We start from the raw sequence: 23,830 nt of genomic DNA on the forward strand, positions 1-23,830 counted from the left end.
TCTGCGATCTCACCTGAACGCATGGGGGAAGGCCGTAGCGTGTTCTACAACTTGTTCAAGTACGTCCTGCTGGGGCCCCTGCTGCGGCTGTACTTCCGCCCCAGGATCGAGGGCCTGGAGAACATCCCCGACGAGGGGGCGGCCATCGTGGCGGGCAACCACCTCTCGGTCTCGGACCACTTCCTGATGCCGGCCATGCTGCGCCGTCGGATCACGTTCCTCGCGAAGTCCGAGTACTTCACCGGGCCCGGCATCAAGGGGCGCCTCACTGCTGCCTTCTTCCGCAGCGTCGGGCAGATCCCCGTGGACCGGTCCGGCAAGGGCGCCGGGCAGGCCGCCATCGACGAAGGTCTGGGGGTGCTGCGCAAGGACGAACTCCTGGGCATCTACCCGGAAGGCACCCGCTCGCACGACGGGCGGCTCTACAAGGGCCGGGTGGGCGTGGCCTCGATGGCGCTCCAGGCGGGAGTGCCCGTGATCCCCTGCGCCATGGTGGGGACCTTCGAACTGCAGCCGCCGGGGCGGAAGATGCCCCGGCTCGGCCGGGTCACGATCCGGTTCGGCAAGCCCCTGGACTTCTCGCGCTACGCCGGCATGGAGAGCGAGCGTACGATCCTGCGCGCGGTCACCGACGAGATCATCCACGAGATCCTGCAGCTGTCGGGTCAGGAGTACGTGGACATGTACGCCCCGGAGGCGAAGGCCCAGCAGCAGGAGGAGGCCAAGGAGCGCGAGGCGGCACGCAAGCGCGAACGGCGCGAGGACGGCCGCAAGGCCTGAACCCGCGCAGGTCCACCTGCCGGGGCGGTGCGGGGCGGTGACTCCGAGGCGCTCGAACGGTCTGGCGGACCGGCTGCGCGGCCGTGACCGGCGGTCGGCGTTCCCCGAGAACGGCCGAGGCGTACGACCCGCTGGGCGGCTACTTCGACTACTTCGACTACGCCTCCGAGGACCGCGGCCGGCGGAACGGAGTCACAACGGCCCACGCCGACACGGCAGTTGACGGCCGCTCCGGCAGGCAGCCGAAGGCGTCCGGGACGCACGGAGGGGACGGCCGGAGATCCGGCCGTCCCCTGCGCTGTGAAGCGGTGCGGCTGCGCCGCCTCAGCGGCGGTGTCTGTCAGGTCACGGAAGCGCGGGCAGCTGCGCCCTGGCGTCGGCCGTGCCCTCGGCCGGCTCCTTCTCCGGTTCCGGGGTGGCGTGCGGGCCGCAGGTGACGTCCTTCTTCCCGACGGTGCCCTTGAGGAGGTAGGCGTCGACGCGCTTGTTGATGCACTCGTTCTCGACGTTGGTGATGCCGTGCGAACCGGCGTCCTTCTCGGTGATCAGACGCGAGCCCTTCAGCCGCTTCTGCAGCTCCACGGCGCCGCCGTACGGAGTGGCCGCGTCACGCTCGGACTGCGTGATGAGGACCGGCGGCAGACCCTTGCCGCTGCGGACCTCCAGCGCCTCCTGCTGCTCGACGGGCCACGTCGCGCAGGGCAGGTTCAGCCAGGCGTTGGACCAGGTGAGGAACGGGTACTTCTCGTGCAGCTTCGAGTTGTCCTTGTCCCACTTCTCCCAGCTGGTGGGCCACTTGGCGTCCGTGCACTCCACCGCTGTGTAGACGGCGTTGCCGTTCTCGGACTGCTTGTTCCCGGCCTTGTCCGCCATGTCGGGGCCCGCGGCCTCGACCAGTGCCTTCTCGTCACCCTTGAGGTAGGCGGACCACACACCGGCGACCTCTGCCCATGCCTGGTCGTAGTAGGGCGCGCTCTGGAAGAAGCCGAGAAGTTCGGCCGGGCCGACGACTCCGCCGACGGGCTCCTTCTTCGCGGCGGCGCGCAGCTTCTCCCACTGCTTCTCCACCTCGGCGGGGGTGTCGCCGATGCCGTACGTCGCGTCGTGCTCGGCGACCCACTTCTTCCAGTCGTCCCAGCGCACCTGGAAGGCGACGTCCTGGTCCAGGTTGTTCTGGTACCAGATCTGGTCACGAGAGGGGTTCACCACGCTGTCGACGACCATCCGCCGGACGTGGGAGGGGAAGAGCGTGCTGTAGACCGAGCCGAGGTAGGTGCCGTAGGAGACGCCGAGGAAGTTGAGCTTCTTGTCGCCCAGCGCGGCGCGTACGACGTCCAGGTCGCGGGCGGTGTTGGGCGTCGTCATGTGCGGCAGGAGGCCGTCGCTGCGCTCCTTGCAGCCGTCCGCGTACTCCTTGGCCAGCTTCCGCTGGGCCGTCTTGTCCGCCTCGTCGTCCGGAACGGGGTCCAGCTTGGGTGCCTTGACGAACTCCTGGGGGTCCATGCAGGAGATGGGCGCGGAGTGGCCGACGCCGCGCGGGTCGAAGCCCACGAAGTCGTAGGCCTTGGCCGTCTTCGTCCACAGCGGGTTCTTGTCGGTGACGCGCGCGGGGAAGCGCATGCCGGAGCCGCCCGGGCCGCCGGGGTTGTAGACGAGCGACCCCTGGCGGTCCTCCTTGCTCCCGGTGCTCTTGGCACGGTTGACGGCGATCTTGATGGTGCGGCCGTCCGGCTTGGCGTAGTCGACGGGAACGGTGACGAAGCCGCACTGGATGGGCTTCTCGAATCCCCAGTCCTTCGGGCAGGTCTTCCAGTCGATGCCGGCCTTGGCGGCGTGGGCGGCGGCGGCCTTCACGCCGCGTGCCTCGGCGCTGCCGGGCCCGTCCTGGCCGGCCCCGTCCGCGAGGGCGGACGGAACCACGATGAGGCCGGCTATGAGTGCACCGGCGCCCGCTGCACCGATGGTTGCTTTTCTTCTGTTCACGTGGGGGCTCCCCCTGGGGTGGCTGACCGCCTGAGGCGGCGGGTGATCAGAGATCACGGTCCTGTGAGGCGGATCCTTCCGCCCCTCGACGGGCAAGGGACAGGTCACGCTGATGATCTTTACCAAGTCGTGAATCTACCGGCTCCGGCAAGCATGCGCCTCAGCTGAAGGGCATCGGGGGCAACGGCGGTGACCAGCACCGCAGGGCCCGCCAGGGGTGTCACGGCGGCGCTCGCACCGTCCCCGAGGGGGCGCGGCGGAGGCGGTGAGCCGTCGAAGTCCGGGTCGACGACGAGGAGTTGGCCGACGGCGCGGTGCTCTCCCAGTACCGCGCCGCTGTCCCAGCCGGGGACGCCGGGGCCGTAGTCGATCTGCTGCTCCAGCAGGGGCCGGCCGGCCCGGTGCACCGTGATCCGTGACGTCACCCGGCCGGTCTCCTCTCCTGTACGGCCCAGCACCTGCTCGTCGCGGAGGACGAGACGGGCCGAAGGAGCGAGGCTCACGCGGATGCTCTGGCGCAGAACGCTGCCCCGCACGGAGATGAGCGGTTCGGGAAGCCACCGCATCCGGGCACCGTGCTCGACGCTCAGGGCCACGTCGTAGCGGGCGGGTTCGCCGTCGGGGCCCGGGAGGGCGAGCGTCGCCGCTGCCGAGTCCACAGTCAGCTGCGCTCCCGGCGCCGCGTGCGCCGTCAGGGTCAGGTGGTCGCCGCCGAGTGGTGCGCTCATCGCACCGACGATCGTGACCGTCGCCCGGGGGCCTTGCTTCCTCGTGCGGCGCAGCGCGAGCGGGCCGGCGCCGCTGAGCACCGGGAGGGCCGTCCCGCCGCGGCCGTCGGGGGCGGCGCGGATGCGGGCGGTGGCCCGCAGTCCCGACGGGGTGCGCTCGTCCGCCGGGGACGGCGCGGTCACGGCCGGCGGACGGCCCGTCTCCGGGGCCGCCGTCCGGGCTGGGGCTCTGCCGGGCCGCGGGCCGGGGTCTCCGGGGCTCATGCCCGGCTCGCGGCCGGGGAGGACCGCGGCTGCGGCCACGCGGCCAGCTTCTCGCGGACCCAGCTCGCGACAGGTGCCACGCCGTCCTCGGCGGCCAGCGAGGTGAGGACGACGGGCAGCGGGCCACGCTGCGCCTCGGCGTCCGCCGCCATGGCGGCCAGGTCGCACCCGACGTGGACGGCGAGGTCGGTCTTGTTGATGACGAGCAGGTCCGACGTCGTGATGCCGGGGCCGCCCTTGCGGGGGATGTCGTCGCCGCCTGCGACGTCGATGACGAACACCTGGGCGTCGACGAGACCTTGGGAGAACGTCGCGGTGAGATTGTCGCCGCCGGACTCGATGAGAACGAGGTCCAGCGGCCCGGTGGTCTCCTCCAGTTCCTCGACGGCCTCGAGGTTGGCGGAGATGTCGTCCCGTATCGCGGTGTGGGGGCAGGCCCCGGTCTCGACGGCGGTGATCCGTTCGGCCGGCAGGACGGCTTCCCGCAGCAGGTACGCGGCGTCTTCGCGGGTGTAGATGTCGTTGGTGACGACGCCGAGGGAGAACGAGGAGCGCAGGGTGCGGCACAGCGCCGCGACTGTCGCCGTCTTCCCGGAGCCCACCGGCCCGCCCAGGCCGATGCGCAGCGCGCGCCGGGCACCGTCTCCGTCCCGTACTGCGGCCGGGGCACTGTGGGTGTGGCGCTGAGGGAAGGCGGCGGGCTGTTCGAGGTGCATGTCGGCTTCTCCTAAGTGATCGGGCGTCTACGACGCGAAGAGGCGTACGGGCCAGGCGGCGTGGGCCTCGGCCGCCGCCTCCAGCAGGGGTGCGGAGGCGGCGGGCAGGTCGGCGGCCTCTCCGGTCGCCGCCGACTGCGCCGCCTCCTGTGCAACCCGGTCGACGGCGGGGGCCAGCCGGGCGAGCACGGCGGTGGCGTCGTAGGGGTCGAGGCTGAGCAGTCGCACGGCCGCGGTCGCGGGTCCCGAGACGGATTCGTACGCCGCAGCCCGAGCGGCCTCCAGGGGGGTCAGGCCGGCCGAGCGTGCGGCGAGGCCGAGGACGACCGGCTGGTGGGCACCTCGTGGCCGGGCGGCCGCGAGAGCTTCGAGGTCCGCGGAGGGCCACGTTGCACGGGCGGCGCGCATCATCTGGCGGCCGAGCTTGCGGGAGGTGTTCCGGAGCGCGAGCGAGGGCGTACGGGCGTCCGCGGCGTCGTCGAGGATGAGGTGGTCGTGGACCGTGCCGGCGGCCGCCGACGCCAGGGATGCGGCGACGAGGCCCGCGGTGTGGAGCCGTCCCTCGCAGAAGCGCGCGAGGGAGGCGACGCCGGTGATGCGGCCCGCCTTCACGGCCGCTTCCGCTCCTCCGGAATGTGCGTGGCTCCCGGCGGGGAAGCGCCCGTCGGCGAGGACGAGCAGGGCTGCCCTGGTCATCGTCTGCACGTTCCTTCCTTCGCTACGGACGCCTGCGAGGACGGCGGGGGCTGCGGGCCGCGGGCTGCGGGTTCAGAAGAGGAAGTAGCGCTGGGCCATGGGCAGTTCGGCGGCCGGTGCCGGCTCGATGCGTTCCCCGTCGACGGTGACGGTGAAGGTGTCCGCGTCGACAGCGACCCGCGGGCAGGCGTCGTTCTCGCGCATGTCGGCCTTGGTGACGGCCCGGGTGCCGCGGATGGCGGCGAACTGCTTGCCGAGGCCGAGCTGTTCGGGCAGCCCGGCGTCGAGAGCCGTGCCGGTGACGAAGTTGAGCGAGTTGGCCGCCGGGGCGCTTCCGCGGGCGCCGAACATGGGCCTGGGCAGCACGGGCTGGGGCGTGGGGACCGAGGCGTTGGCGTCGCCCGTCTGCGCGTAGGCGATCTGCCCGCCCTTGAGAACCAGTTGCGGCTTCACGCCGAAGAACGCCGGGTCCCACAGGACCAGATCGGCCAGCTTGCCCGGCTCGACGGAGCCGACCTCGGCGTCCAGGCCCTGGGCGACCGCCGGGTTGACGGTGTACTTCGCGACGTAGCGGCGGGCACGCCTGTTGTCGGCCTGCCCGTCACCGGGGAGCGGACCGCGGCGTTCCTTCATCACGTGCGCGGTCTGCCAGGTGCGCAGCACCACTTCCCCTGCGCGGCCCATCGCCTGGGCGTCGGAGGAGATGATCGAGATGGCGCCCAGGTCGTGCAGCACGTCCTCGGCGGCGATGGTGGTGGGCCGGATGCGGGACTCCGCGAAGGCGAGGTCCTCGGGGACGGACGGGTTGAGGTGGTGGCAGACCATCAGCATGTCGAGGTGTTCGTCGACGGTGTTGGAGGTGTGCGGCCGCGTCGGATTGGTGGACGACGGCAGGACGTTGCTCTCCCCGACCACGGTGATGATGTCCGGTGCGTGACCGCCCCCGGCTCCCTCGGTGTGGTACGCGTGGATGCCCCGGCCGCCGATGGCGGCGAGGGTGTCCCCGACGAAGCCGGCCTCGTTCAGCGTGTCGGTGTGGATGGCGAGCTGGGCGCCCGTCGCCTCGCACACGTTCAGGCAGGCGTCGATGACGGCAGGTGTGGCGCCCCAGTCCTCGTGGATCTTGAACCCGACTGCTCCCCCTCGCAGTTGGCTCAGCATCGCGTCGCGGGAGACCGTGTTGCCCTTGCCGAGGAGTCCGACGTTGACGGGCATGCCGTCCATCGCGGCGAGCGTGCGGGCGGTGTGCCAGGGCCCGGGGGTCACGGTTGTCGCCTTCGTGCCCTCGGCCGGGCCGGTGCCTCCGCCGACGAGGGTCGTCACTCCCGACGCGAGGGCAGTGTCGACGAGTTGGGGGCAGACGAAGTGCACGTGGGTGTCCACGGCGCCCGCGGTGAGGATCTTCCCGTTGCCGGAGATGATCTCGGTCTCGGGCCCGATGACGAGGTCAGGGTCGACGCCGTCCATGATGTCGGGGTTGCCCGCCTTGCCCAGCGCGGTGATGCGGCCGTCCCGTATGCCGACGTCGGCCTTGACGACGCCCCAGTGGTCGAGGACGAGCGCACCGGTGACGACGGTGTCCGGGGCGCCTTCGGCGCGCGTCGCGCGGGACTGCCCCATGGATTCGCGCAGCACCTTGCCGCCGCCGAAGACGGCCTCGTCGCCCGCGCGTCCGGGACCGCCGCAGCGGTCCTCCTCGATCTCCACGAACAGGGCGGTGTCGGCGAGGCGTACGCGGTCACCGGCGGTGGGTCCGTAGAGGCCCGCGTAAGCGGCGCGGGTGAGTTCAGTCATCGAGATCCCCCGCCGTCTCCCCACGCAGCCCGGCGACGACACGGGCACCGCGCAGCGGCACCAGTTCCACCTCCAGCGGGAGGCCGGGCTCGAAGCGTACGGACGTGCCGGCGGGGACGGCGAGGCGCTTGCCGTATGCGGCGTCGCGGTCGAAGTGGAGCCCGGGATTGGCCTCGGCGAAGTGATAGTGGGAGCCGACCTGTACGGGCCGGTCCGCGGCGTTGAGCACGGTCAGCCGGCTGACTTCGGCGCCCTCGTTCAGAGGCACCGGGGCGTCGGCGTAACGGATCTCTCCAGGTGTCACGGGCGGCACCCTCCTGTTCGGGCGTGCGGGGCAGTGGGGCGAGGGTCGGGCCCGGCGGGTGCCACGCAGGTCACTCGACGGGTGCGTGGACGGTGACGAGCTTCGTGCCGTCCGGGAACGTGGCTTCGACCTGCACGTCGTGAATCATCTCCGGTACGCCCTCCATGACTTCGTCCCGCGCGAGCACGGTGCGTCCGGACTCCATCAGCTCGGACACGCTCCGCCCGTCGCGGGCACCCTCCAGCACGTGCGAGGTGATGAGCGCGACCGCTTCCGGGTGGTTGAGCAGCAGCCCGCGCTCACGGCGCCTCGCCGCCACGTCCGCCGCCACATGGATGAGCAGACGTTCCTGCTCGTGCGGGGTCAGTTGCACGGTGTCCTCCGCTCCGTCTCACGCCCCGGGCGGGCATCCCCGTTCACAGGGGGTCCGCCGGTCCCGGCAGATCGACGGAGAGTAGACGAGCGTCGTTTCGGTGGCGTTACGCGCCGGAGTCTCCTTCCGGCAGAGCGCTGTGCACGGCGCGGGGAACTTGCTTCGTCCAAGTCGCAGCAATGCCCCTCCGCTTCCCCCGCGAATACACAACTCCTCCGGGCGGCACGGCAGTTCAGACGGTGTGCGGCCGGCGTACGGCAGGGCCCTGGCGCTCCGTGCTCTCCGCATGACGCAACGTGCCGTCCGGGAAACGCTCTTGACGCAACGCAGGGATCACGAGGATTCTCATGTGCTAGCCACACCCGTCAGTAACTTCGAACCCCCCACATCATCGGAGTCCCTGTGAACCGCACAGCGAAGCGCCGTACCCTCATAGCCGCGTCCGCCAGCGCCGCACTGACAGCCTCCCTCCTCGGGGCCACGGGCGCGTACGGCGCCCTCAACGAGCCCGCAGCCGCGGCCGCTCCCGACATCCCCGTCGCCGACGTGCAGCAGGACCTGAAGGAGCTGCAGTCGCTCGCCGAGGCCAACGGCGGCAACCGGGCGCACGGCCAGCCCGGCTACAAGGCGTCCATCGACTTCATCAAGGGCAAGCTGGACAAGGCCGGATTCGAGACGAAGGTCCAGGAGTTCGACGAGGCCGGCGGCACCGGTTACAACCTCATCGCCGACTGGCCGGGCGGCTCCGCGGACGAGACCGTGATGGCCGGCTCCCACCTGGACTCCGTCGAGAGCGGCCCCGGCATCAACGACAACGGCTCCGGGTCAGCCGGCATTCTCGAGGTGGCCCTCGCGGTCGCCGACGCGAAGCTGGAGCCCAAGAAGCACCTGCGCTTCGCCTGGTGGGGCGCCGAGGAGCTGGGCCTGGTCGGCTCGCAGCACTACGTCGACAGCCTCGGGGACGAGACCAAGAAGATCTCCACCTACCTCAACTTCGACATGATCGGCTCCCCCAACGCCGGTCACTTCGTCTACGACGACGACGCGGCCGTCCAAGGCGTCTTCAAGGACTACTTCAAGGAGAAGGGCATCGAGACGGAGACCTCCTCGGAGGTCAACGGCCGCAGCGACCACGCCTCGTTCGCCGCCGCGGGCGTCACGGTCGGCGGTACGTTCACCGGCGCCGGCGACACCATGACCGAGGAGCAGGCGACGAAGTGGGAGGGCAAGGCCGGCGAGGCCTACGACAAGTGCTACCACTCGGAGTGCGACGACATCTCGAACATCAACGAGAAGGCACTCGACCTGCACACCGACGGGATCGCTCACGCCGTGTGGCAGCTGAGCTCCTGACGCCGCACATCCCGACCACCGCCGCCCGGCGGTGAGTTCTCCTTCCGGAGCTCAGCCCTCCCGGCCCGGCCGCCTGTCACCGGCGGCCGGGCCGCTGTGTTCCGCGGCGATGCCGAAGCGCCGGCGTTCGCCCGCAGCGGACGAGGGGCTCTCGCGGACGTTCGAGAGGGTGCTGATGACACCGTCCTCGGCCGCGGCGTTCGCCTCCTGGAGCCTTTCCAGGTCAGCCGCCGAGACGAGTGCGACCAGCGGCTTGCCGTGCCGGGTCACCACCACGCGCTCGCCGCCGTAGACCACACGGTTGATCAGGTCGGCGAGGGCGGCGCGCGCTTGCGTCACCGGAATCTCGTAGGTCATGACTCCAGCATAACGTCACGTACGTCCTGTACATTTTTTACAGAACGGTGGAACTACGAGAGGTGACGCCATGCCGAACAGACCCACAGCCCGCTACGTCCTGCCGGAGCTGAGCGAGCGCACCAGCGACGGGACCCGGACTCTCGATCCGTACTCGAAGCTGCTGGACGAGCGGATCATCTTCCTCGGCACCCAGGTCGACGACGCCGCGGCGAACGACGTGATGGCCCAGCTCATCCACCTGGAGTCGGCGGCACCGGAGCGGGACATCTCGCTCTACATCAACTCCCCCGGCGGCTCGTTCACCGCGATGAGCGCGATCTACGACACGATGCAGTACGTCAGCTGCGACATCGAGACCGTGTGCCTGGGCCAGGCCGCCTCCGTCGCGTCGGCGCTCCTCGCCGCCGGCGCGCCCGGCAAGCGTCTGGCGCTGCCCGGGGCCCGCATCGCCCTCCACCAGCCGTACCTGGCCGGGACGGTGCAGGGTCAGGCGGACGATCTCGCCATCCGTGCACGGGAGTTGGTGCGTACCCGTGAACTGCTGGAGGAGCTGTACGTACGCCACACGGGCCGGCCGCCGAGCACCGTGCGGGCCGACCTGGACAGGGAGAAGATCTTCGACGCCGAGGAGGCGACGGCGTACGGGCTCATCGACCGGCTCACTGTCAGCCGCAAGTCCCCCGGCACCGCGCAGCCCAGGAGGTGAGTGCGGTGTGGCCCCCCGAACTGCCGCCCCTGCCCGCGCTGACACGGGCGGAGGGAAAGGTCGTCGACAGCTATCTGGAGGTGCTCGATCTGCTGGGCCGCATCAATCCCGCGCGGGCCGAGGACACCTACCGCGGGCTGCGCGCGGCGCAGGCGCTGGTGGGGAAGGCGTCGACCCTCCGCGACGCCCTGGCGCTGATGCACGAGCGGGGTGAGAGCGAACTGCACGGCCCGACGCTCTCAACGGCCCTGCGGGTGCTGGACGGTGAGCGGCGCGCGGCGCGCGTGGCGCTGCCGCCCCTCGCCCGGGGGCGCGGGCCCGACCCGAAGTGAGCGCAGGGCAGTCGGGCGACGCCCGGGCCGAAGGATCCGGGCCGGAGGGAGCGGGCCGAGTGGCTGCGGCGCCTCTCGTCCGGGCGTGTCAGACGATCGCCCCGGCGGGTGCCGTACGCACGATCGTGCTTGTCGCGGCGGCCAGTTGGGCGTCGCCGAGGTCGGCGCGCGCGGTCAGGCGCAGACGGGAGATCCCGTCCGGCACCGACGGCGGACGGAAGCAGCCCACCTGCAGCCCGGCCGCGCGGCAGTCGGCTGCCCAGCGGACCGCCGCATCCGGTGACGGGGCGCGCACGGAGACGACCGCGGCGTCGGGGCGTGCGGCGTACAGCCCCGCGGCGGTCAGCCCGTCGTGCAGGAGGGCAGCGGCGCGACGGACCCGGGCGGCGCGGTCGGGCTCGCGGCGCAGCAGCCGCAGCGCCGCGAGGGCGGCTCCGGCGGCGGACGGGGCGAGACCGGTGTCGAAGATGACGGTGCGGGCAGTGTCGACGAGGTGGGCGATGACCCGGGCGGGGCCCAGGATCGCGCCGCCCTGGCTGCCGAGAGCCTTGGAGAGTGTCACCGTCGCGACGGTCGACGCGGTGCCGGAGAGCCCGGCGTCGTGCACGGCGCCGCGGCCGGCGCCGCCGACGACGCCGAGGCCGTGCGCGTCGTCGACGAGCAGCGCGGCGCCCTGGCCACGGCACACCTCGTACAGGGCGCGGAGCGGAGCGGCGTCCCCGTCGACGGAGAAGACCGAGTCGGTCACGGCGAGGGCGCGCCCGTCGTGACCGTCCAGCGCCTTCGCCACGGCCTCGGGCGCCGCGTGGGGGACGACGGCTGTCTCCGCGCGGGAGAGGCGGCAGCCGTCGATGAGGGAGGCGTGGTTGCCGGCGTCGGAGACGACGAGGCTGCCGCGGCCGGTGAGCGCGGTCAGCGCTGCGAGGTTCGCCGCGTACCCGGAGGAGACGACCAGCGCCGCCTCGAACCCGCAGAACAGGGCGAGTTCGTCCTCGAGTTCGGCGTGCAGAGCCGTGGAACCGGTCACCAGCCGTGAGCCTGTGGAACCGGCGCCCCAGAGGCGGGCCGCGTCCGCGGCTGCCGCGGTCACCTCGGGATGGCGGGTGAGTCCGAGGTAGTCGTTTCCTGCCAGGTCCAGCAGGCCGGAGTCCGCGGAGCGGTGACGCAACGTCCGTACGAGACCGGCGCGTTCACGCGAGGCGCGGGCCTCGTCGAGCCAGGCGAAGGGGTCGCGCCGGGAAGCGGGAGGCCCGGAGGGACCGGACGGGTCCGAGGGCGTGCGGGGCTCCTCTGGCATGGCGGGCGTCCTAGGGGTCCGTGACGGGCGTGTGGCGAGGCGGCGCCGGCGCGCTGCTCGGGGCGCGTTTGTAGGCGGTCCATAGACCGTAGCCGCTCGCACCCTGTCGCGCGGTGTGGCGATACACACACCTCCGGCGGCCTTTGTTGTGACCCTTCTCCTTGGCTCTGAGCGGGGAGATCAGCAAGGATCGGCGGCATGGACCTGCTGAAGACGCTCGTGGAGAAGGGGCTCCGGCGCGAACTGCCGACCCGCGAAGAGGCACGCGCCGTTTTGGAGACCTCCGACGACGAGCTGCTCGATGTCGTGGCTGCCGCCGGGAAGGTGCGCCGCCACTGGTTCGGGCGGAGAGTGAAGCTGAACTATCTGGTCAACCTCAAGTCCGGGCTGTGTCCTGAGGACTGCTCGTACTGCTCCCAGCGTCTGGGGTCGAAGGCGGAGATCCTCAAGTACACCTGGCTGAAGCCGGAGGAGGCGGCCTCGGCGGCCGCTGCGGGGCTCAAGGGCGGCGCGAAGCGGGTCTGCCTGGTCGCCAGCGGCCGCGGGCCCACCGACAGGGACGTCGACCGTGTCTCGCAGACCATCTCCGCCATCAAGGAGGAGCACGAGGACGTCGAGGTGTGCGCCTGTCTCGGGCTGCTCTCCGAGGGGCAGGCCGGCCGGCTGCAGGCCGCCGGAGCGGACGCCTACAACCACAACCTCAACACCTCGGAGGAGACGTACAAGGACATCTGCACCACCCACACCTTCGACGACCGGCGGGAGACGGTGCGTCAGGCGCAGACCGCGGGCCTCTCAGCGTGTTCGGGACTGATCGCGGGGATGGGCGAGAGCGACGAGGACCTGGTCGACGTCGTCTTCTCGCTGCGGGAGCTCGACCCCGACTCGGTCCCGGTCAACTTCCTCATCCCCTTCGAGGGGACGCCGCTCGCGGACGAGTGGAATCTGACGCCGCAGCGGGCCATGCGCATCCTCGCGATGGTCCGCTTCGTCTGCCCGGACGCGGAGGTGCGCCTCGCCGGCGGGCGTGAGGTGCATCTGCGCTCGCTGCAGCCGCTCGCGCTGCACGTCGTCAACTCCATCTTCCTCGGCGACTACCTGACCAGTGAGGGCCAGGCCGGCCAGGCGGACCTGGACATGATCGCGGACGCCGGCTTCGAGGTGGAGGGCACCGGCACCACGACGCTCCCCGAGCACCGCTCGGAGGAGCTGGTCGCCGTGCGCAGGCGGGGTGCGGGGACGGCACTGCCGCCCAATGCGTGACGGAGCCGCAGAAGCTACCCGCAAGGTGAACCACCCATGAGACATGAGCAGTTGCTCGACCTCGACCGGCAGCACGTGTGGCATCCCTACGGCCCGATGCCGGGACGCACGGAACCACTGCTGGTGGAGTCGGCGGCGGGCGTGCGGCTGAGACTGGCCGAAGAGTTCTGCGGGCAGCGGGAGTTGGTCGACGGGATGTCGTCGTGGTGGTCGGCCGTGCACGGCTACAACCACCCCGTGCTGAACGAGGCGGCGCACCGGCAGCTGGAGCGCATGAGTCACGTCATGTTCGGCGGGCTCACCCACGAGCCGGCCGTGCGGCTGGCGAAGCGGCTCGTCGACGTCACTCCTCCAGGGCTGGAGCATGTGTTCCTCGCCGACTCCGGGTCCGTCTCGGTCGAGGTCGCCGTCAAGATGTGCCTGCAGTACTGGCGTTCACAGGGGCTCGGCGGAAAGCAGCGTCTGCTGACCTGGCGCGGCGGCTACCACGGCGACACGTGGCAGCCCATGTCGGTGTGCGACCCCGAAGGCGGCATGCACGAGCTGTGGTCGGGGGTGCTGCCCCGCCAGGTCTTCGCCTCGGCACCGCCCTCCGGCTTCGACGCCCCGCCGGACGAGCAGTATCTGCGCCACCTCCGGGAGACGGTCGCCCGTCACGCGGACGAGCTGGCCGCGGTGATCGTGGAGCCGGTGGTGCAGGGGGCCGGCGGCATGCGCTTCCACTCCCCCGCGTACGTACGGGTGTTGCGCGAGGCGTGCGACGAACACGGTGTGCTCCTGGTGCTCGACGAGATCGCCACCGGCTTCGGGCGTACGGGCGCGCTCTTCGCCTCGGAGCACGCCGGGATCGTCCCCGACGTGATGTGCCTGGGCAAGGCCCTGACAGGCGGTTATCTCACGATGGCCGCGACGCTGTGCACCCCGCGGGTCGCCGAGGGGATCTCCCGCGGCGACGTGCCCGTCCTCGCGCACGGCCCCACGTTCATGGGCAACCCGCTCGCGGCCGCTGTCGCGGACGCCTCGGTCGGGCTGCTCCTCGACGGCGACTGGGCGGGTGAAGTGCGGCGCATCGAGGGCGGGTTGCGTGCGGGCCTGGCCGAGGCGGCCGGCCTTCCGGGCGTGCGGGAGACGCGGGTGCTCGGGGCGATCGGGGTGGTGCAGCTCGACCACGAGGTCGACATGGAGCGGGCCACCCGCGCCGCCGCCGGGGCGGGTGTGTGGCTGCGTCCCTTCCGCGACATGGTCTATGCGATGCCTCCGTACGTGACGGGTGACGAGGACGTGGCGCGCATCTGCACGGCCATGTGCGCCGCGGCGGCGGAAGGCTGAGGCGCATGAGGGGGGTCGTCGTCGTCACCGGTACGGGCACCGGCGTCGGCAAGACGGTGACCACCGCGGCGCTCGCGGCGGCGGCGCTGGCGGCGGGCCGTTCGGTGGCGGTGCTGAAACCCGCCCAGACCGGCGTGGCGGAAGGCGAACCGGGGGACGTGGCAGAGGTGCGCCGCCTCGCCGGAGAAGCGGTCACCGGTGCCGAACTCGCCCGGTATCCCGAGCCGCTGGCGCCTGCGACGGCTGCGCGCCGGGCCGGGCTGCCGGGTGTACGGCCGGAGGAAGTCGCGGATGCCGCCCGGGACTTGGCCGCCCGTCACCAGCTGGTGCTCGTCGAAGGCGCGGGCGGGCTGCTGGTCCACCTCGACGAGAACGGCGCCACCCTCGCCGAGGTGGCGGGGATGCTCTCCGCCCCGGTACTCGTGGTGGCGGCGGCCGGCCTCGGCACCCTCAACGCCACGGCGCTGACGGCGGAGGCACTGCGTACGCGGGGGCTGCACACGGCGGGTGTGGTGATCGGCAGCGTTCCGGGCACGCCGGACCTGGCGTCCCGCTGCAATGTGGAGGACCTGCCGCGCGCGGCGGGAGCGGCTCTCGTGGGAGCGGTGCCGGAGGGAGCGGGCGGCATGGATCCCGCTGATTTCCGTGCGGCTGCCGCGAGTTGGCTCTCTCCGGAACTCGGGGGCCACGGAGACGCCCACACGTCCGGCCGCTCCTTAGGACGCGACGCCTCAGGGCGCGGCGCCCCTCTGCACCTCCCGCCCCGGGCCGCAGCCCTCCGCCCTTCGGTTCACGGCCCGGCTCAGGAACGCCGCCGGCAAGCGGCCGCTCCGACGTAGTCGCCGTGTCCCCGGGTCCCAAATGCGATTGCCGGGGGAGAATCAAGCATTGCCGCAGATTCCGGACAGTCCACGGAAGGACGTACCCATGGCCGTAGGAGGCGCAGAGCCCGCGCACCGCTCCGTCAACCGCCCTCTCTTCGCCCGCTTCTACACGCGGCTGAGCGAGGCGGCAGACGTACGGGCCGGCGTGGGCGCGCACCGGGAGGAACTGCTCGCGGGCCTGTCGGGCCAGGTGATCGAGATCGGACCGGGCAACGGACTGAACTTCTCCCGCTACCCCGCCACCGTCTCCAAGGTGCTCGCGGTCGAACCCGAGCCGCATCTGCGGAAGTCGGCCCACGAAGCGGCGCGGCACGCACCGGTTCCGGTGGAGGTGGTGCCGGGCAGCGCGGACGAACTGCCGCTGGCGAGCGAGTCGTGCTCCGCGGCCGTCTGCTCGCTGGTGCTGTGCTCCCTGCCCGACGTGCACAAGGCGCTCGCCGAACTGCGCCGCGTGCTGCAGCCGGGAGGCGAACTGCGCTTCTACGAGCACGGGTTGGCAGAGGACCGGCGCTCGATGATGCGGATTCAGCGCGTACTGGACCGTACCGTGTGGCCGATGCTGTTCGGCGGCTGTCACACCAGCCGGGACCCCGTCGGCGACATCGGGGCGGCCGGGTTCACGGACATCTCCTTCAGGCGTCTGCTCGTACCGAAGGAAGGCCCGGTCTTCCCGTCCTCGTTCCATGTGCTGGGCAGTGCGCGCCGGCCGTGATCCGTCGACGGGCCGGGCACCGTGCGGGGTACGCGGGCCGGGGGACGCGGGCAGGCGGACGCGGCACCGTCCCCCGCGGCGTCAGCCGGTCCAGGTGCGCAGCTCGCCCGCGATGTCGCGGACGCCTGCCTCACCGTCCTTGACCAGCCGGGCCAGGTCGCGGATCTTCTCGGGCGAGGTCGTCACCTTCAGACCGCTCGCGACGAGGTACGCGTAGGCGACCGCGGACGCGAACAGTGCGTTGCCGCGCTCCAACGCGGGGACGTGCAGCAGCAGTTGGAGCAGAGCGGCAGCACGGTCGTGCGGTTCTGCGTAGACGGGACGGTCGAATATGGCGGCTTCATGCCTGCTGACCGCGGCCACGAGAGCGCCGTAGTCGGACACGAGGGGGTCGCCCGGGGCTTTCGCCTCGGCGACCATGAGCAGCCAGGCGAGATCGATGCGGAGAGTCACGTACGCGGACGGCCCTCGCCTCCGCGACGGCCCGTGCGGCCGGGTTCGGGAAACTCCTCGGCGAAGAGCGATTCGTAGCTCTTCATGAAGTCGGAGGCCGCTTCGACGAAGGTGTGCCCCACCTCGCCGGCGTCCCGTTCGACCAGTTCCTCGATGTAGCGGTTCACGCTCACCCCCCGCGCGAGGGCGCGCTCTCGCGCCGTCTCCGCGGTCGACTCGTCCACCCGGACGTTCAGCTGAGTCTTGGCCACACCACCACGCTAGCACTCACCTGCTAGCACCCGCCAGGGTGGGCCGGGCACCGGTTTGCGGGCCGGGGCCCAGATGCCGTACGCGCACGCGCTCCTCCTCATGCCGTGTCCCTGCGGACCCGCGGCTGAGCGCTGCGGACGCACCGCCCGACGCGGCCCGGCTGTCGCCGGAGCAGCTCCCCACCGGTGCGGTATGTCAACGCGGGGGCATACGGCGGCACCGGCCGGGGAACTCGCTGCGGGCCCTGCCCGTCTACCATGAACAGCCGCCGTCACGATCGTGATCAGCATCGATCGATTCCCGTCACAGCGTCCCCGCCCCCGGGCCGGGACAGCCCTGACCGAAAGGTGTGAGAGTCCGCCCATGGGCGACCCTCCCAACAGCACACAGCGCGGCGGCAGACGCCGCTCGGCCCTCGCTCCCGCCCCCCGTCCCCGTGCGGAGGCGGCCCGATGACCGAGGTGCTGTTCCTCCTGGTGGCGCTGCTGCTCTCGCTGGCCTGCGGCGCGTTCGTCGCCGCGGAGTTCTCCCTGACGACCGTCGAGCGCGCCGATCTGGAGCGGGCGGTCCAGAAGGGTGAACGGGGTGCGCAGAGCGCCATGCAGGCGGTGAAGTCCCTGACTTTCCAGCTCTCCGGGGCGCAGCTGGGCATCACCGTGACCAACCTCGTCGTCGGCATGCTCGCCGAGCCGTCGATCGCGCGGCTGATCACGGGACCGCTGAAGGCCCTGGGCGTACCGGCGTCGGCGGCCTCCTCGGTGGCGCTCGTCCTCGGTACGGCCGTCTCCACCGTCGTACTGATGGTCGTCGGAGAGCTGGTCCCCAAGAACTGGGCCATCTCCCGTCCGATGCCCATCGCCAAGGCGGTCGCCACTCCGCAGCGTGTCTTCTCCGCCGCGTTCCGGCCGCTCATCAGGCATCTGAACAACACGGCCAACCGCATGCTGCATCTGATGGGGCTGGAACCCACCGAGGAGCTGGCCTCGGCGCGGTCACCCCGTGAACTGGTCGCCCTGGCCCGCCACTCCGCCAAGGAGGGGGCGCTGGAGCCCGATACGGCGGACCTGTTCGTGCGCACGCTGCACCTGGCGGAGCTGACCACGGAGAACGTGATGACCCCGCGTGTGCAGGTCACCTTCCTCGACGTGCAGGCCAACGCCGAGGACGTCGCCAACGCCACGCGCGCCACCGGCCTGTCCCGGTTCCCGGTCGTACGCGGCAGCCTGGACACCGTCGTCGGCATCGTACGGATCAAGGACGTGCTGGCCGTGCCCGCCGAGGAGCGGATGCGGTACCCGGTGACCGAGCTGATGCGGGAGCCGCTGCTGGTGCCCGAGTCGCTGACGGTCGACAGGCTGCTGGACCGGATGCCGGGCGGCGACCGCAGCATCGCCGTCGTCATCGACGAGTACGGCGGCACCGCGGGCGTGGTGACGCTGGAGGACATCATCGAGGAGGTCGTGGGCGAGGTCCGCGACGAGCACGATCCGCAGGAACCCCCGGACCTCGCCCCGGCCGGCACGGACGTGGACGGCCGGCGCATCTTCGACGCGGACGGCGCCACCCGTACCGACCAGCTCGCGGCCATCGGGATGCGCGCCCCGGAGGGCCCGTACGAGACGCTGGCCGGTCTGGTCGCAACCGAGCTGGGGCGCATCCCCCAGCGGGGCGACACCGCGGACGTGGCCGGCTGGCACATCGAGGTCGTCGACGCCCGGGGCCGCCGGGCCGCCCGTGTCCAGCTGACCGCCCCGCCCGGGACGGACGAGGAAGACGTGGAAGGGGAGGACGGCCGGTGACCGCGGTACAGCTCTTCGTCGGACTGCTGACGCTGGTGGCCAACGCCTTCTTCGTGGGCGCCGAGTTCTCGCTGATCTCGGTGCGCCGTGCGCAGATCGAGCCGCTCGCCGAGGAGGGCGACCGGCGGGCGCGGAGCGTCATGTGGGGGCTCGAGCACGTCTCGGCGCTGCTCGCCGCCGCCCAGCTCGGGATCACGCTGTGCACACTGGTGCTGGGCATCGTCGCCGAACCGGCCATCGAGCACCTGCTGGAGCCGGTGTTCCACTTGATGGGCGTCAGCGAAGGCTACGCGGGGCTCATCTCCTTCATCATCGCGCTGACGCTGGCGACGTACGCGCACATGCTGCTGGGCGAGATGGTGCCGAAGAACATCGCGCTGGCCGCCCCGGAGCGCACGGCGCTGCTGCTGGGGCCGCCGCTGGTCGCGCTGTCGCGGGCGCTGAAGCCGGTGATCTTCACGGTCAACGCCTTCGCCAACACCATCCTGAAACTGCTGAAGGTGGAGCCCAGGGACGAGGTCGAGTCGACCTTCTCGGACGACGAACTCGCCCAGATGGTGGCCGACTCCAGTGAGGCCGGCCTCATCGACGACCGGGCGACCGAGCGGCTGCGCGACGCCCTGGAGCTCGGCCGGCGCCCCGTCGGAGAGGTGGCACGGCCGACGGAGCGGGTGGTGGCCGCGCGGCTCGGCGTCACCCCGGAGGAACTGGAGCAGCTGTCGGCGAGTTCCGGTTTCTCGCGCTTCCCCGTCGTGGACAGCAGGGGCCGTGCCCTCGGCTACTTGCACGTGAAGGACGCCCTGGACGCCATCCCGCGCGATGCCGCCTTCCCCGCCACGGCGCTGCGCCCGATCGCGCGAGTCCGTGCGTCCATGCCGCTCGACGACGTGCTCGGTGCCATGCGCTCCAGCCGTACGCACCTGGCTGCCGTGATGGGCGAGGAGGGCCGCACGGAAGGCGTGGTCACCATGGAGGACGTGCTGCGGGAGCTGGTGCACCAGAGCCCGGCGGAGGAGTCCCGCTGAACGTCCTCCCGTCCGGGCGGCGGGCGGGGACCACACGACAGTCGCCTGGAGCAACCGGATACGATGAGTGGCCGTGACCGAAACCGCCACCGCCCCCGCGATCAGCAGCTTCGTAGCTCTCGGCGACTCCTTCACCGAGGGCATGTCGGACCGTCTGCCGGACGGCACGTACCGGGGTTGGGCCGACATCCTCGCCGCGCGGCTCGCCGCCCGCAACGCGGGCTTCCGCTACGCGAACCTCGCCGTACGCGGCAAGCTCATCGGGCAGATCGCCGCCGAACAGGTCGATGCCGGGGCGGCGATGGGCGCCGACCTGGTCACGCTGGTCGGCGGCCTCAACGACACCCTGCGGCCCAAGTGCGACATGGGCAGGGTCCGCGGGCTGCTGGAGGAGTCCGTCGCGAAGCTCGCCCCCAACTGCGGGCAGCTCGTGCTCATGCGCAGTCCCGGCCGCCGCGGTCCGGTGCTGGAGCGCTACCGGGCGCGCATGGAGCAGCTGTTCGCGTGCATCGACGAACTGGCAGCCGAGCACGGCGCGCTGGTCGTCGACCTCTACTCCGCCGAGACGCTGGGCGACCCCCGGCTGTGGGCCGAGGACCGGCTGCACCTGACCGGCGAGGGGCACCGCCGCGTCGCCGAGGCCGTGTGGCAGCGCCTGGGCCACCCCGCGGAGTCGGACTGGTGCTCGCCGCTGGCACCCGCCCCCGTCCCGTCGTGGCTGACGCGACGCCGCGCCGATGCGGCCTTCGCACGGGAGTACCTGCTGCCGTGGATAGGCCGGCGTCTGACGGGCCGCTCCAGCGGTGACGGACGGGCACCCAAACGGCCCGAACTGGCGGAGCCGGCCTGCGGGAACAGCCCGTAGGGACGGGTCGGGCGGCCCGTTGCTCACCCTGCCGTGGACGACGTCCCGCGCCTCGGCGGCCGATCAGGATCAGGGACGCCCGGGGTGACGTACTCCGCCCGGTGAAGCGGGCAGGTGTGCGGCCCGCCCCCGTACGGGCGGGCCGGGCGCCGGTGCGAAGGCGCCGCCCGGGTCCGGTCGGCGGCTGCCGGACGATTCGCGCAGCGGCTTCCGCGCCGGGCGCTTCGTGACGGAACCGGGGCCGAAGCGCTGACCTGGACTTTCAGTAGCGCCATGGGCTGTCCGGGCTGCCACGGACAGTCGGTAGGCTTGGGCGGCGTGACTGACAAGCCCCGCATCCCGAACGTCCTGGCCTCCCGCTACGCCTCGGCCGAGCTGGCCCGTCTGTGGTCCCCCGAAGAGAAGGTGGTGCTGGAGCGGCGGCTGTGGCTCGCGGTGCTGCGGGCCCAGCGCGACCTGGGGGTGGACGTTCCCGGGGAGGCTCTGGCGGACTACGAGCGCGTGCTGTCCGACGTCGATCTGACCTCCATCGCGGAGCGGGAGAAGGTCACACGGCACGATGTGAAGGCCCGCATCGAGGAGTTCAACGCGCTGGCCGGCCACGAGCACGTACACAAGGGCATGACGTCACGCGACCTGACGGAGAACGTCGAGCAGCTGCAGATCCGCTCGTCGCTGGAGCTGGTCCGGGACCGTACGGTCGCCCTCCTGGCGCGGCTGGGCCGGCTGGCCGGCGAGCACGCCGGGACCGTGATCGCGGGGCGTTCCCACAACGTGGCGGCCCAGGCGACCACGCTGGGCAAGCGGTTCGCGACGGCGGCCGACGAACTGCTCGTCGCCCACGGCCGGTTGACCGAACTCCTCGACCGCTACCCGCTGCGCGGCGTCAAGGGACCCGTCGGAACGTCCCAGGACATGCTCGATCTGCTGGGCGGCGACGAGCACCGGCTCGCCGAGCTGGAGAGCCGGGTGGCCGCGCACCTCGGCTTCACGAACGCCTTCACCTCGGTCGGGCAGGTCTACCCGCGCTCCCTCGACTACGACGCCGTCACCACGCTCGTGCAGCTCGCCGGCGCGCCCTCGTCGCTGGCGAAGACGATCCGGCTGATGGCGGGACAGGAGCTGGTCACCGAGGGGTTCAAGGAGGGCCAGGTCGGCTCCTCGGCCATGCCGCACAAGATGAACACCCGCTCGTGCGAGCGTGTGAACGGCCTGATGGTGATCCTCCGCGGCTACGCCTCGATGGCGGGTGAGCTGACGGGCGACCAGTGGAACGAGGGCGACGTGTCGTGTTCGGTGGTGCGGCGTGTGGCGCTGCCCGACGCGTTCTTCGCCTTCGACGGTCTGGTGGAGACGTTCCTGACCGTGCTGGAGGAGTTCGGTGCCTTCCCGGCCGTCGTGGAACGCGAACTCGACCGCTATCTCCCGTTCCTGGCCACCACGAAGGTGCTGATGGCGTCCGTACGTGCCGGAGTCGGCCGGGAGACCGCACACGAGGTGATCAAGGAGCACGCGGTCGCCTCCGCGCTGGCACTGCGCGCGGGAGCCGACCGCAACGAGCTCCTGGAGCGCCTGGCGGCCGACGAGCGGATTCCGCTGGGACGAGCGGAACTCGACGGGCTGATGGCCGACCGGCTGGCGTTCACCGGCGCGGCGGCGGGTCAGGTCGGTGCGGTGGTCGCCCGTATCGAGGAGCTCACCAAGCGGCATCCGGAGGCGGCTGCCTACTCGCCGGGGGCGATCCTCTGACACCGCGTGAGCGTGCACCGCGCTTCACCCGGGAGCAGCTGGAGGCAGCGCGCGACCGGGTCGTTCCGGACGTGGTGGCGGACGGTCTCCGCGTGCTGTTCTGCGGCATCAACCCGGGTCTGATGTCCGCCGCCACCGGGCACCACTTCGCCCGGCCCGGCAACCGCTTCTGGCCGGTGCTGCACACCTCGGGTTTCACGCCGCGGCAGTTGCGGCCGGACGAGGAGCGCGAGCTGCTCACGTACGGGCTGGGCATCACCAACGTCGTCCAGCGTGCCTCGGCGCGGGCCGACGAGCTCGGCGCGGAGGAGTACCGGGCGGGCGGAAGGCTGCTGGCCGGGAAGGTGCGCAAGCTGCGTCCGCGGTGGCTGGCAGTGGTGGGGGTGACCGCCTACCGGGTGGCGTTCGAGGACAAGAAGGCCCAAGTCGGGCCGCAGGAGTGGCGGATAGGGGATACGCGGGTGTGGGTGCTCCCCAACCCCTCCGGCCTCAACGCGCACTGGACTCCGCAGATGATGGCGGAGGAGTTCGGACGGCTGCGGGAAGCTGCCGGGACGGACGCGGGAGAGGCAGGAGCCACCGGCCGCGGGTGAGGCGGTCGCACCCGTGCCTCCGCTGCCGTGTCGGAGGCCGCTGCGAGGATCGGCGGGGCAGGCGGGACGCTCCCCGCACGCGCACCGCAGTCGGCAGAGAGGCGCACCATGAGCACAGCAGGCAGCGGCCAGGACGAGCGGGCCGCCCGGCCGGAGGACCTCGGCCGGCTCGTCGTGGAACGGCTCAACGCCGGGGATGTGGAAGGGCTCGTGTCGCTGTACGAACCCGGGGCCGTCCTCGCGCTGCCGGGCGGAGGCCAGGCCGCCGGACGCGCTGAGATCCGCCGCGCCTACGAGCAACTCCTGGCGGACAGGCCGCAGTTCACGCCCGGAGAGCAGCAGCCCGTGCTGCGCAGCGGAGATCTCGCGCTCACTGCGGTTCTGCTCCCGGACGGCGGTGCCACCGTCGAGGTGGCCCGACGGCAGCCGGACGGTACGTGGCTGTGGGTCATCGACCAGCCGGCCTTTCCCGCACGGCCACCTTCGCCGAAGGTCACGGAGGGTCGTTGACGGTGACGGCCGCCACGAGCTGGAAGGGCAGTTCGGCGTCCTGCTGGCAGACTGCCAGCGCTATCCACCGCCCGTCGGCCCGCCACAGCTCCAAGCAGGGTGCGCTGGCGCTGAGTTCGAGCCAGGGCTGCTGCGTGTGAGCACCCTCGGTGCTGAGCACCAGGGTGCTCCACAGGCTCACCTCCCGGGGTTCGCCCCAGCGCGCGGACAGCACGGCGCTCAACGCCCGGCACTCCGCCTCGTACTGCTCATGTGCTTCGAGTCTGGCCGTACCGTCGTCCTCCCAGAACCCCTCGCTCGTGGCCAGCTCCGCGAGGTGGTACCCGGGGCCGCTGACCACGCAGCCCGACCTGCCGCGCTGCGCCGGGAAGGGGCGAGCACGTAACAGGTCGATCGTCGCGAGGTGTTGCTTCCGGCTGGTGGCGGCCATGGGGCCAGTAAACCGTCCGGCACTGACACCGGGTTTCTGACTCTGCCTCAGCGATTCCCGCGAGGAGGTGCGGAGGTCGCCCGGCAACTGGTGGTCGGCACCGAGACGGTGAAGACTCACGTCAGCTCGCTGCTGGCGAAGCTCGGGGCGCGGGACCGCACGCAGGCGGTGATCGTCGCGTACGAGTCCGGTTTCGTCGCCCCGGGCCGACTGCCCCCTACTCGTGGTAACGGGAGGCCGGACGGTACGATCCGCCTCACGGGACAGGCAGGGAGGCGGA

Annotated in this window: 25 protein-coding genes and 2 pseudogenes; 15 read left to right on the plus strand and 12 right to left on the minus strand. The window is 71.7% G+C overall.

Annotated features, from left to right (window positions below):
* The first annotated feature begins 39 nt into the window (after window positions 1-39).
* Window positions 40-780 (plus strand): lysophospholipid acyltransferase family protein, encoded by a 741-nt coding sequence (locus tag ACFPA8_RS23530; protein ID WP_386451589.1) that lies wholly within the window; start codon window positions 40-42, stop codon window positions 778-780.
* A gap of 345 nt (window positions 781-1,125) precedes the next feature.
* Here the strand turns inward: ACFPA8_RS23530 and ACFPA8_RS23535 are convergent, their stop codons facing one another.
* The 7 genes from ACFPA8_RS23535 to ACFPA8_RS23565 all read right to left on the minus strand — a co-directional run bounded on the left by ACFPA8_RS23535 (window position 1,126) and on the right by ACFPA8_RS23565 (window position 7,638).
* Window positions 1,126-2,763 carry an alpha/beta hydrolase gene (locus ACFPA8_RS23535; protein ID WP_386451590.1) on the minus strand — a complete coding sequence of 546 codons (1,638 nt, stop codon included), beginning with the start codon at window positions 2,761-2,763 and terminating at the stop codon, window positions 1,126-1,128.
* A 119-nt stretch (window positions 2,764-2,882) separates the two neighbouring features.
* Window positions 2,883-3,794: an urease accessory protein UreD gene (locus ACFPA8_RS23540; protein WP_386451592.1), complete on the minus strand. Its 912-nt coding sequence runs from the start codon at window positions 3,792-3,794 to the stop codon at window positions 2,883-2,885.
* Window positions 3,752-4,471 carry an urease accessory protein UreG gene (gene ureG, locus ACFPA8_RS23545; RefSeq protein WP_386451593.1) on the minus strand — a complete coding sequence of 240 codons (720 nt, stop codon included), beginning with the start codon at window positions 4,469-4,471 and terminating at the stop codon, window positions 3,752-3,754. The genes ACFPA8_RS23540 and ureG overlap by 43 nt, the downstream gene beginning before the upstream one ends.
* Before the next feature lie 27 nt (window positions 4,472-4,498).
* Window positions 4,499-5,167: an urease accessory protein UreF gene (locus ACFPA8_RS23550; RefSeq protein WP_386451595.1), complete on the minus strand. Its 669-nt coding sequence runs from the start codon at window positions 5,165-5,167 to the stop codon at window positions 4,499-4,501.
* Between the two features lie 72 nt (window positions 5,168-5,239).
* Window positions 5,240-6,961: an urease subunit alpha gene (locus ACFPA8_RS23555; protein WP_386451597.1), complete on the minus strand. Its 1,722-nt coding sequence runs from the start codon at window positions 6,959-6,961 to the stop codon at window positions 5,240-5,242.
* Window positions 6,954-7,265 (minus strand): urease subunit beta, encoded by a 312-nt coding sequence (locus ACFPA8_RS23560; RefSeq protein ID WP_386451599.1) that lies wholly within the window; start codon window positions 7,263-7,265, stop codon window positions 6,954-6,956. The genes ACFPA8_RS23555 and ACFPA8_RS23560 overlap by 8 nt, the downstream gene beginning before the upstream one ends.
* Before the next feature lie 70 nt (window positions 7,266-7,335).
* The gene (locus ACFPA8_RS23565) at window positions 7,336-7,638 is read right to left on the minus strand and encodes an urease subunit gamma (RefSeq protein ID WP_386451601.1); all 303 of its coding nucleotides are present in this window, start codon (window positions 7,636-7,638) and stop codon (window positions 7,336-7,338) included.
* Between the two features lie 402 nt (window positions 7,639-8,040).
* On the opposite strand from ACFPA8_RS23565, the gene ACFPA8_RS23570 reads away from it, so the two are divergent.
* Entirely contained in the window at window positions 8,041-8,991 is a 951-nt protein-coding gene (locus ACFPA8_RS23570; RefSeq protein ID WP_386451603.1) for a M28 family metallopeptidase, read from the plus strand.
* Between the two features lie 51 nt (window positions 8,992-9,042).
* Here the strand turns inward: ACFPA8_RS23570 and ACFPA8_RS23575 are convergent, their stop codons facing one another.
* Window positions 9,043-9,348: a type II toxin-antitoxin system Phd/YefM family antitoxin gene (locus ACFPA8_RS23575; protein WP_386451605.1), complete on the minus strand. Its 306-nt coding sequence runs from the start codon at window positions 9,346-9,348 to the stop codon at window positions 9,043-9,045.
* Window positions 9,349-9,418: 70 nt separating this feature from the next.
* On the opposite strand from ACFPA8_RS23575, the gene ACFPA8_RS23580 reads away from it, so the two are divergent.
* Both ACFPA8_RS23580 and ACFPA8_RS23585 read left to right on the plus strand, forming a co-directional pair.
* Window positions 9,419-10,057 carry an ATP-dependent Clp protease proteolytic subunit gene (locus tag ACFPA8_RS23580; protein WP_386451607.1) on the plus strand — a complete coding sequence of 213 codons (639 nt, stop codon included), beginning with the start codon at window positions 9,419-9,421 and terminating at the stop codon, window positions 10,055-10,057.
* A 5-nt stretch (window positions 10,058-10,062) separates the two neighbouring features.
* Window positions 10,063-10,389 carry a hypothetical protein gene (locus ACFPA8_RS23585; RefSeq protein WP_386451609.1) on the plus strand — a complete coding sequence of 109 codons (327 nt, stop codon included), beginning with the start codon at window positions 10,063-10,065 and terminating at the stop codon, window positions 10,387-10,389.
* Window positions 10,390-10,477: 88 nt separating this feature from the next.
* On the opposite strand, the gene ACFPA8_RS23590 is transcribed toward ACFPA8_RS23585, so the two are convergent.
* Window positions 10,478-11,686, minus strand: a complete 1,209-nt coding sequence (locus ACFPA8_RS23590; protein WP_386451610.1) for an 8-amino-7-oxononanoate synthase — start codon at window positions 11,684-11,686, stop codon at window positions 10,478-10,480.
* Window positions 11,687-11,884: 198 nt separating this feature from the next.
* Between ACFPA8_RS23590 and bioB the strand changes: the two genes are divergently transcribed.
* The 4 genes and pseudogenes from bioB to ACFPA8_RS23610 all read left to right on the plus strand — a co-directional run bounded on the left by bioB (window position 11,885) and on the right by ACFPA8_RS23610 (window position 15,874).
* Window positions 11,885-12,949, plus strand: a complete 1,065-nt coding sequence (gene bioB, locus ACFPA8_RS23595; RefSeq protein ID WP_386451612.1) for a biotin synthase BioB — start codon at window positions 11,885-11,887, stop codon at window positions 12,947-12,949.
* Between the two features lie 36 nt (window positions 12,950-12,985).
* A complete protein-coding gene (locus ACFPA8_RS23600) occupies window positions 12,986-14,278 on the plus strand; it encodes an adenosylmethionine--8-amino-7-oxononanoate transaminase (protein ID WP_386451613.1) in 1,293 nt (430 codons plus the stop codon).
* A 5-nt stretch (window positions 14,279-14,283) separates the two neighbouring features.
* A pseudogene (gene bioD, locus ACFPA8_RS23605) lies at window positions 14,284-14,976 on the plus strand (dethiobiotin synthase); the annotation flags it as partial.
* A 229-nt stretch (window positions 14,977-15,205) separates the two neighbouring features.
* Window positions 15,206-15,874, plus strand: a complete 669-nt coding sequence (locus ACFPA8_RS23610) for a class I SAM-dependent methyltransferase (protein WP_386451615.1) — start codon at window positions 15,206-15,208, stop codon at window positions 15,872-15,874.
* An 81-nt stretch (window positions 15,875-15,955) separates the two neighbouring features.
* Here the strand turns inward: ACFPA8_RS23610 and ACFPA8_RS23615 are convergent, their stop codons facing one another.
* Both ACFPA8_RS23615 and ACFPA8_RS23620 read right to left on the minus strand, forming a co-directional pair.
* A complete protein-coding gene (locus ACFPA8_RS23615; RefSeq protein ID WP_386451616.1) occupies window positions 15,956-16,327 on the minus strand; it encodes a fic family toxin-antitoxin system, toxin component in 372 nt (123 codons plus the stop codon).
* Entirely contained in the window at window positions 16,324-16,578 is a 255-nt protein-coding gene (locus ACFPA8_RS23620; protein WP_386451618.1) for a toxin-antitoxin system HicB family antitoxin, read from the minus strand. The genes ACFPA8_RS23615 and ACFPA8_RS23620 overlap by 4 nt, the downstream gene beginning before the upstream one ends.
* Before the next feature lie 453 nt (window positions 16,579-17,031).
* On the opposite strand from ACFPA8_RS23620, the gene ACFPA8_RS23625 reads away from it, so the two are divergent.
* The 6 genes from ACFPA8_RS23625 to ACFPA8_RS23650 all read left to right on the plus strand — a co-directional run bounded on the left by ACFPA8_RS23625 (window position 17,032) and on the right by ACFPA8_RS23650 (window position 23,120).
* The gene (locus ACFPA8_RS23625) at window positions 17,032-18,378 is read left to right on the plus strand and encodes a hemolysin family protein (RefSeq protein WP_386451619.1); all 1,347 of its coding nucleotides are present in this window, start codon (window positions 17,032-17,034) and stop codon (window positions 18,376-18,378) included.
* A complete protein-coding gene (locus ACFPA8_RS23630) occupies window positions 18,375-19,403 on the plus strand; it encodes a hemolysin family protein (RefSeq protein WP_386451621.1) in 1,029 nt (342 codons plus the stop codon). The genes ACFPA8_RS23625 and ACFPA8_RS23630 overlap by 4 nt, the downstream gene beginning before the upstream one ends.
* A gap of 142 nt (window positions 19,404-19,545) precedes the next feature.
* Window positions 19,546-20,268: an SGNH/GDSL hydrolase family protein gene (locus ACFPA8_RS23635; protein ID WP_386451755.1), complete on the plus strand. Its 723-nt coding sequence runs from the start codon at window positions 19,546-19,548 to the stop codon at window positions 20,266-20,268.
* A gap of 318 nt (window positions 20,269-20,586) precedes the next feature.
* Window positions 20,587-22,017, plus strand: coding sequence for an adenylosuccinate lyase (gene purB, locus ACFPA8_RS23640; protein ID WP_386451623.1), 1,431 nt, complete (start codon window positions 20,587-20,589; stop codon window positions 22,015-22,017).
* Entirely contained in the window at window positions 22,014-22,610 is a 597-nt protein-coding gene (mug, locus tag ACFPA8_RS23645) for a G/U mismatch-specific DNA glycosylase (RefSeq protein ID WP_386451757.1), read from the plus strand. The genes purB and mug overlap by 4 nt, the downstream gene beginning before the upstream one ends.
* A gap of 108 nt (window positions 22,611-22,718) precedes the next feature.
* Window positions 22,719-23,120: a YybH family protein gene (locus tag ACFPA8_RS23650; protein ID WP_386451624.1), complete on the plus strand. Its 402-nt coding sequence runs from the start codon at window positions 22,719-22,721 to the stop codon at window positions 23,118-23,120.
* Here ACFPA8_RS23650 and ACFPA8_RS23655 read toward each other — a convergent pair.
* Window positions 23,104-23,550 (minus strand): hypothetical protein, encoded by a 447-nt coding sequence (locus ACFPA8_RS23655; protein WP_386451625.1) that lies wholly within the window; start codon window positions 23,548-23,550, stop codon window positions 23,104-23,106. The two genes, ACFPA8_RS23650 and ACFPA8_RS23655, sit on opposite strands and share 17 nt — an antisense overlap.
* Before the next feature lie 69 nt (window positions 23,551-23,619).
* On the opposite strand from ACFPA8_RS23655, the pseudogene ACFPA8_RS23660 reads away from it, so the two are divergent.
* Window positions 23,620-23,757 (plus strand): annotated as a pseudogene (locus ACFPA8_RS23660) (response regulator transcription factor); the annotation flags it as partial.
* Between the last annotated feature and the right edge of the window lie 73 nt (window positions 23,758-23,830).

The organism is Streptomyces ovatisporus, from assembly GCF_042653885.1.
In the GTDB taxonomy this organism is placed as follows: Bacteria; Actinomycetota; Actinomycetes; order Streptomycetales; family Streptomycetaceae; genus Streptomyces; species Streptomyces ovatisporus.